5 protein-coding genes are annotated in these 8,338 nt (G+C 55.8%); all 5 read left to right on the top strand.

What is annotated here, in order from left to right; genetic code table 11:
• The first annotated feature begins 93 nt into the window (after window positions 1–93).
• The 5 genes from VMJ32_08775 (at window position 94) to VMJ32_08755 (ending at window position 8,309) form a co-directional block, all read left to right on the top strand.
• The gene (locus VMJ32_08775; GenBank protein ID HTQ39110.1) at window positions 94–1,038 is read left to right on the top strand and encodes an ABC transporter ATP-binding protein; all 945 of its coding nucleotides are present in this window, start codon (window positions 94–96) and stop codon (window positions 1,036–1,038) included.
• Between the two features lie 39 nt (window positions 1,039–1,077).
• Window positions 1,078–2,766 (top strand): hypothetical protein, encoded by a 1,689-nt coding sequence (locus VMJ32_08770; protein HTQ39109.1) that lies wholly within the window; start codon window positions 1,078–1,080, stop codon window positions 2,764–2,766.
• Window positions 2,767–2,916: 150 nt separating this feature from the next.
• On the top strand, window positions 2,917–5,175 hold the full coding sequence (glgX, locus tag VMJ32_08765; protein HTQ39108.1) for a glycogen debranching protein GlgX: 2,259 nt from the start codon (window positions 2,917–2,919) through the stop codon (window positions 5,173–5,175).
• 33 nt (window positions 5,176–5,208) lie between these two features.
• Window positions 5,209–7,212: an alpha-1,4-glucan--maltose-1-phosphate maltosyltransferase gene (locus VMJ32_08760; protein HTQ39107.1), complete on the top strand. Its 2,004-nt coding sequence runs from the start codon at window positions 5,209–5,211 to the stop codon at window positions 7,210–7,212.
• A gap of 101 nt (window positions 7,213–7,313) precedes the next feature.
• Window positions 7,314–8,309 (top strand): hypothetical protein, encoded by a 996-nt coding sequence (locus VMJ32_08755; GenBank protein ID HTQ39106.1) that lies wholly within the window; start codon window positions 7,314–7,316, stop codon window positions 8,307–8,309.
• Window positions 8,310–8,338: the final 29 nt, after the last annotated feature.

Genomic DNA, 8,338 nt, shown 5'->3' with positions numbered 1-8,338 from the left:
AAAGTTTGCACGTGATCGTGGGCCAGTGGTGAGATTGCAGTGATCAGCGGTCGGTAGCAAGTGGCCGGTATAAGAGGAAATGGGAGAATGTTCATGCCGGATTCGATGATCGAGCTGCGACATTTGCATCGTTACTTTGGCCGCACTAAGGCGGTGAACGATGTTTCGTTTGAAGTGCAGCGCGGGCAGGTGTTTGGATTCATCGGTCCCAACGGCGCGGGCAAAACCACCAGCATGCGAATTCTGGCCACGCTGGATTGTCCCCAACAGGGGGATGCATTCGTCGACGGCTTTTCGGTCATTGACGATCCGGACCGCGTGCGGCGGCGGCTGGGTTTCATGCCCGATTATTACGGCACGTATCCGAACGTGAACGTGTTGGAGTATCTCGATTTTTTCGCGCGGGCATACGGCTTGCGCGGCGGCGATCGGCGACGGGCGATAAATTACGTGCTGGATTTCACGGGTCTGGACGCGTTGCAAAGCAAGGCGGTGAGCGGGCTTTCGAAAGGGATGAAGCAGCGGCTTGGCCTGGGGCGAACGATGATTCATAATCCGGCCGTGCTGGTGTTGGACGAACCGGCCGCCGGTTTGGATCCGCGAGCGCGGATCGAACTGCGCGAAATGATCCGCCGCCTGGCCGCCGACGGAAAAACCATTTTGGTAAGTTCGCACATTCTTAGCGAATTGGGCGAAATGTGCGACGTGGTGGGCATTATCGAGCAGGGGCGCATTTTGGCCGTGGGCAGCGTGGCCGAAATTCAGCGCCGCGGACAACAAACGCAGCAAAGTTTAGTGCGGTTGCGGGTCCTCGGCGGTTTGGATGGTGCGGTCGCCTGGCTAAACGCCCGGGATGACATCCACGAAATTAACATCGAAGGGGACACGGCCACGTTTGCCCACGACGGCGACGAAAACTCAGAAGCCGATTTGCTGCGTGACCTGGTCGGCGCCGGATTCCGGGTGGCGGCGTTCGGAAGCCATCAGCGGTCCTTAGAGGACGTATTTATGCAGGTAACAGCAGGGTTGGTGCAGTAACGGGGGAAGGGGTTTAGTGCCTTAGGTGTCAGAGTGGATATGAGCAGTCAAGAAACACCAATCACGATTGAATCTTCTGCAGCGACGGCTGATGAGCTGGCAGCCGATTGCGGGGTCGCGCCGACTTTTTGGCGACGGCTGGCCTCTAAAGCGGAATGGGCCGGCGAGTGGCTAAACCCGCTGCTGGTGAAGGAAGTACGACAGTCGCTGAAAAGCCGGCAATTTTCGATCACCTTCAGCGCGGTGCTGTGCCTGTCGTGGCTGTGGTCGATTGCCGGCATTACGCGGTTGGGGCCAGAGGTTTCGTACGGGGCTTATGGCCCGGACATGTTTTACGTTTACTACCTGATTTTGGCATTTCCGCTGATCTTAATTGTCCCGTTCTCCACGTTCCGTTCGTTAATTGCCGAACGAGAAGACAACACGTACGAACTGGTGGCGATTACCACGTTGCGGCCGCGACAAATTGTGGCCGGAAAATTGGGCAGTTCCGTGGCGCAAATGGCGGTTTATTTTTCGGCGGTGGCGCCTTGTCTGGCGTTTACGTATTTGCTGCGCGGGATCGACGTGCCGACGATCTGCTGGATTTTGTTTGACACATTTTTGGCGTCGCTGGGCTTTTCGATGTGCGCGCTGTTGCTGGCCACCATCGCCAAGGAAAAACACTGGCAGATATTGCTGGCGGTGGTGATTATCGTGACGTTATTCTCCGCCTTTCAAGGAGCAAGGCAATTGTGTTGGGAACGATTGCGAAATCCACGACTGGAGTTTAGCAGCTCGGAGTTTTGGATGGAGAATTTGACATTTTTGAGTTTTTACGTGAGCACGTTTGTGTTGTTGTATTTCGCGGCGGCGGCGCAATTAACGTTTACCGCCGAGAACCGATCCACGCCGCTACGGTGGGCAATGTTGGCTCAGCAAGTTTTGTTCATTGGTTGGATCGGTTTCGGCGCGTTGAAAACGATGTCTCAGAATCGTAGTATGGCAGCCGGCGTCGGCTTTCTCGGCGTGATTGCCGTGGTTGTGGCCTCGATGTACTGGTTTGTGATGGGGGGTTTCATGAGCGGGGAGGCCACGGAGCTTTCGCCGCGAGTAAAACGCCGGTTACCTCAATCGGATTTAGGCCGAGCATTGTTCACCCTATTCAACCCGGGAGCGGGAACGGGATATTTGTTTGCTGTCAGCAATGTTGCGGCGATTTCGGTTTTGGCCATCTGCGCCGTGTGGTACGGGGAAGCCAGCGGTGGTTCCACCGCCACGGGACTGGCGCCGCCATCGCAATTGATTACACAAATTCTGCTGCTAGTGGGTTATTTCGTCCTTTATCTAGGCGTGGGAAATCTACTGTTGCGTTTGCTGCGAAGGTTTACCCAAGTGACGCTTTCTGCGGGAGTACTGGTAAACCTGCTGTTGGTGATGGCGGGCTGGGGCATACCAGGCATCATTGATCCATACGATATTCACCGCAGCACCTATAACTTGGGACATCTGACCGATCCGTACTGGAGCTGCATTGCGACGATTGATCCACGAATTTCCACCGTGCATGACGAATTATTAGTGATTATTCTGCCCGCCGCGGCCTTAGTGTTTTTGTGGAATTTGGTGTACATTGTTCCGGAAATCCGGCAGGTTCGCATGTTGCCGCCGCCGCGAGTGATCGAAGAAGAGCAAGCGCTGGCGCCGGCGCAACCGACGCACCCCCAACCGGCCAGTCCTTGGGATTAGCGCCGGAGCCAGTTAAGAAGGTAAAGTTGAAAGACGATGCTCTGTTTCAAAAATTGAAGGCACGGTAGTTGCACGATACAGGCCGCTACCGCTGACCTCACCTTGCCTCGCCGCCATTCATAACATCCACCGACTACTTGGAGCCCGCTCGTGCGAATTTGGCCCGGTCAACCGTATCCGTTGGGCGCTACCTGGGACGGCCGGGGTGTGAATTTCGCGCTGTATTCGGAAAACGCCGAAAAGGTGGAGTTATGCCTTTTTGATTCGCCCGAGGCTAAGTCTGAATTCGCCCGGGTCTTGTTGCCTGAGCATAACGACATGGTTTGGCATGGCTACCTGCCCGATGTGGCCCCGGGCCAACTGTATGGGTTCCGAGTGTACGGCCCGTACGAGCCGGCCAAAGGGCACCGCTTCAACCCAAACAAGATATTGCTCGATCCTTACGCCAAGTGCATAGGGCGGAATTTGCGGTGGGCCGACTCCATGTTTGGTTACCGTGTGGGGCATTCGCAGGGGGATTTGTCGTTCGATAAGCGCGACAATTCCCGGTATGCCCCGTTGGCAAAGGTGATCGATACAGCTTTCACCTGGGGCGATGATCGTTCGCCACGCACGCCGTGGCAAAAAACGCTGATTTACGAGCTGCACGTTAAAGGCTACACCAAATTGCATCCCGACGTGCCTGAATCGGCCCGAGGCACTTATTCCGGGTTAGGAACCGATCCGGTTTTGAAGCACCTGCAGCAGTTGGGCATCACTGCGGTCGAACTGCTGCCAGTACACTACCATTTGAACGATCGCCATTTAGTTGAAAAAAGTCTGACCAATTACTGGGGCTACAATACGCTGAATTTTTTCGCGCCGGAAAATGATTACGCGGCGAACGATCCGCAATCGAATGCGGTGACGAAGTTCAAAACGATGGTGCGGAACCTGCACTCCGCGGGGATCGAAGTCATTTTGGACGTGGTTTACAACCACACGGCCGAAGGCAATCAAATGGGCCCGACGTTGACGTTTCGCGGAATCGACAACGCCAGTTATTACCGCCTGTCGCCGGAAGACCCGCGGTATTACATGGACTTTACCGGCTGCGGCAACACGCTGCACATGCAAAACCCGCGTGTATTGCAGTTGATTATGGATAGCCTGCGTTACTGGGTGCTGGAAATGCACGTCGATGGCTTCCGGTTCGATTTGGCCAGCACCCTGGCCCGCGAACTGCACGCCGTGAATAAGCTGGGAGCGTTTTTTGACATTATTCATCAAGACCCGGTTCTTTCGCAGGTGAAGCTGATTGCAGAGCCTTGGGACTTGGGCGAAGGTGGGTACCAGGTCGGCAATTTTCCCGTTTTGTGGTCGGAATGGAACGGGAAGTATCGAGATTGCGTGCGGCGTTTTTGGAAGGGGGACGCCGGCGTCGTGCCCGAGTTCGCCACGCGGTTTTGCGGCTCCAGCGATTTATACGCCTGGAACAAGCGCCCGCCCAACGCCAGCATCAATTTCGTCACGTGCCACGATGGCTTCACGCTGGAAGACCTAGTTTCCTACGATCACAAACACAACGAGGCCAATGGCGAGGAAAGCCGCGACGGCGCCGACGACAACAACAGTTGGAACTGCGGGGCCGAGGGGCCGACCGAGAATGCTGACATACTGAACCTGCGGGCCCGCAAAAAAAGGGCGATGCTAACCACGCTGCAGTGTTCGCAAGGCGTGGCGATGATTTTGGCCGGCGACGAAATTTCCCATTCGCAAAAAGGAAACAACAACTGCTACTGCCAAGATAACGACATCACCTGGCTTGAATGGAACCTGAACGACTCGCAGCGAGAACTGTTGGAATTTACCCGCCGTTTGGTGCGCTTGTATTTTTCGCAGCCGGTATTGCAACGGCGGCGGTTTTTCCACGGCGAAAAGCTGGAAGGTTCGGCCATTCCCGATATTTTGTGGCTCGACCCCAACGGCAAGGAAATGACGGAAGAAGCCTGGAAAGCGCCGTTTGTCCGTTGTTTGGGGGTTCAGCTCTACGGCCAACACGTGGACGTTAACGAGCATGGCGAGCCGATCCACGGCGATACGTTGCTGATTTTATTCAACGGCGATCAAAAAATTGACGTGCCGTTTGAGTTGCCCCCGTTCGACGGCATCTCGCAATGGCAGCGGCTGTTGGATACGGCCGATCTGCAAACGGACGAAGCATTGTTCCCTGTCGGAGCCAAATATGCGCTGCGAGCATGCTCGGTTGCCATTCTGCGGGCAATAAACGAACAATCCCAAGCCATTCCGGTAAAGCCGCCGGAATTAATCCCCGCCGCGCCCACCAATGTGCCGGCCGATAAACCAACGGCAGCCACCGACATCCAAGCCGTCACACCCAGCAGTGGCGGCGGACGGAGCGCGACCTAAAATTGTATTTGCAGGCACAAGTGCCTTTCATTCATGACGCAAAACGAAGTTGATTTCCCGCGCGTGGCCATCGAAGGAATCCGTCCCATGGTGGACGGTGGCAGATTCGCCATCAAACGGATAGTCGGCGACGAAGTGGTTGTCGAAGCCGACGTGTTTGCCGACGGCCACGACGAGGTTGTGGCCGTGCTACAACATCGGCATGCGGAGGATTCCGACGACTCTGTCTGGCAGGAGCAGCCATTGGCGCCATTGGGCAATGACCGCTGGCGTGCTTCCTTTCACGTGGAAAAACTGGGTCGATATGGTTACCGCATCGTCGGCTGGGTCGATCGCTTTCATACCTGGCGGCACGATTTGAAAAAACGAAACGACGCGGGCCAGAATATGCACGTGGATTTATCAATTGGCGCGGCACTGGTGGAAGCCGCCGCCGTCCGAGCCACTTCCGTCTCCGCTTTCGGCCCTGCTGCGAAACATGATGCCGTTAAATTGAGCGCATATGCCGCGCCGATTGCGGCCACTAAGAACTTTGCAGCGCTCGATCAGGCATCTCGATATGCGGTGGCCATGGACGAAGGCTTACTTGCGCTCATGGACCGTTATGTGGATCGCAGTCAGGCAACCATTTCACCCGAACTAGAAATTCTTGTCGACCCGCCGCGGGCAGCCTTCAGCGCGTGGTATGAATTGTTTCCCCGTTCGTACAGCCCAGCACCGGGAAAACATGGCACGTTTCGCGATTGTATTGCTCATTTGCCATACATCGCCGAAATGGGTTTCGACGTGCTGTATTTGCCGCCGATTCATCCGGTGGGCAAAGCTTTCCGCAAGGGCAAAAACAACCAAGAGCAATGTGAACCCGGAGATGTAGGCAGCCCCTGGGCCATTGGCGCGGCCGCAGGGGGCCACAAAGCCGTGCATCCGGAGTTGGGCACGCTCGACGATTTTCGTGCCCTCGTTGCGACTGCGCGGAAACAGAACATGGAGATCGCGCTCGATATTGCGTTCCAATGCTCGCCCGATCATCCCTATGTCAAGGAGCATCCTCAATGGTTCCGCCACCGGCCCGACGGCACCATTCAATACGCCGAGAATCCGCCGAAAAAATATCAGGATATTTATCCGTTCGATTTTGAGTGCGATGATTGGCGAACCTTGTGGGATGAACTGAAAAGTGTGTTTCTGTTTTGGGCGGAGCAGGGGGTGCATATTTTTCGGGTCGATAATCCGCACACCAAACCGTTTGGCTTTTGGGAGTGGTGCCTGGCGGAGGTGAAGCGGGTACAGCCCGACGCGGTGTTCCTGTCCGAAGCGTTCACGCGGCCGAAAATTATGTACCGGCTGGCGAAGTTGGGCTTCACGCAATCGTACACGTATTTCACCTGGCGAAACACCAAGCAGGAGTTGACGGAGTATTTCACTGAGCTTTCGCAACCGGCCCTGGCCGAGGTATTTCGACCGAACTTGTGGACCAATACGCCTGACATTTTGCACGATTACTTGCAACGCGGCGGACCTCCGGCCTTTGCCGTGCGGGCCGTTCTGGCGGCCACTTTGGGCGCGAATTGGGGCGTATATGGTCCAGCCTACGAACTGTTGGAGCGAACGCCGCGCGATCCGGGGAGCGAAGAGTATTTGAATTCTGAAAAATATGAGTTGAAGCATTGGGATGTGAACCGTCCCGACAGCCTTCGCCATCTGTTGCGCCGCTTGAACCGCATTCGCCGTGAACAGCCTGCTTTGCAACGCGCTGAAAATTTGGCTTTTCACACCATCGACAGCGATCAACTGTTGGCCTACAGCAAACGGACAGCCGACGCCGGCAACATCGTGCTAGCGATTGTGAATCTTGATCCGCACCGGGCTCATTCCGGCTGGCTCGAACTGCCGTTAGATCAATTCCGTTTAAGCGGCGGCAGCTACGAAGTGCTGGATTTGCTGAGTGACCGGAAATTCACCTGGCAAGGCGCGCGGGAGTATGTGGAATTGGACCCGCAGCGGGGCCCGGCCCATGTGTTCCAGTTGCGGCGGTAATTTCTTCCGGCAGCCGCTGGAAATTGCGAAGCGGCGCGCCTTATAATCGCAAGCGCCGGGAAATGTGGCCCCATCCAGAATTATCGACTGGGAGAACTTGCATGTTCGCACACCGTAACACCATGTGTATCGCGGCTTTGTTGGCCTTCTCGTTTTCAATTTCAACTGCACACGCTGATGATGCCGCGATCGGTTATGACGGTTGGACACCTGTGCCGGTTTTGCAAACCGTTGCCTATCCGGGTACAGCGATTGTGGAAAATGCGGCGCCCATTGTCACTAATTACGCGCCGACTATTTCCAGCATGGAAACTCCGCTGCCAGTGACCACCTATTACGCACCCAGCGTTGATTCCGCACTCGGCGCTAATTGCTCATGTGTGCCGGCAACAACAGTCACAACTAATTACGCAGCGTCTGAACAAATAAATGCTGCGCCTGCTTCCACCACGGTGAATTACGCTCCTTCGACGCCGGCCTATACCGAAAGACATTACTGGGTGGCCAAGCCGGTCGTCGAAACGGCCGAGCGCGAGGAAAAAGTGATTGTCCGCAAACCGGTGGTGGAAACGGCACAGCGAGAAGAGAAAGTCATCGTCCGCAAGCCGGTGATTGAAACCGCCGAGCGCGAGGAAACTCGCACGGTTTACAAGCCTGTTTACGAAACCAGCGAGCAGGAGCAGCGCGTGGTCGTAAACCGGCCCGTCACCGAGTCGGCCGTGCAAACTAATTACGTTACGCAATACACGCCTTACGTAACGTATATGCCCGTGCGATACGGCTGGTTCAACTGGGGATACGTGCCAACGACTTCTTACACCTCGCAGGTCGTCGCGCAGCAAACGCCTGTGCAAACCGTCCATTACGTGCCGCAGGAAGAAGTCCAAAAGGTGCCGGTGACCACGATGAAGTACGTCCAGGAACAGCAAACTTACAAAGTGCCGGTGACAACCGAGAAGTGGGTCGAAGAAGGGCAAACTCGCACTGTGCCGGTCACCACCGTCCGCTACGAGGAGCAAGAAGAAGTCCGCAAGGTTCCCGTTACTACGGTCCGCACTGAGTACGAAGAACGCACCGAGTTATTGCCCAACGGGTAATCGCGGCGAACCCATTGATCCGTTTTTGT

The sequence above is a fragment of the Pirellulales bacterium genome (assembly GCA_035499655.1).
Classification (GTDB): Bacteria; Planctomycetota; Planctomycetia; order Pirellulales; family JADZDJ01; genus DATJYL01.
The sequence above is the reverse complement of the archived record's forward strand: the minus strand, read 5'-3'. Positions and strand labels throughout refer to the sequence as shown.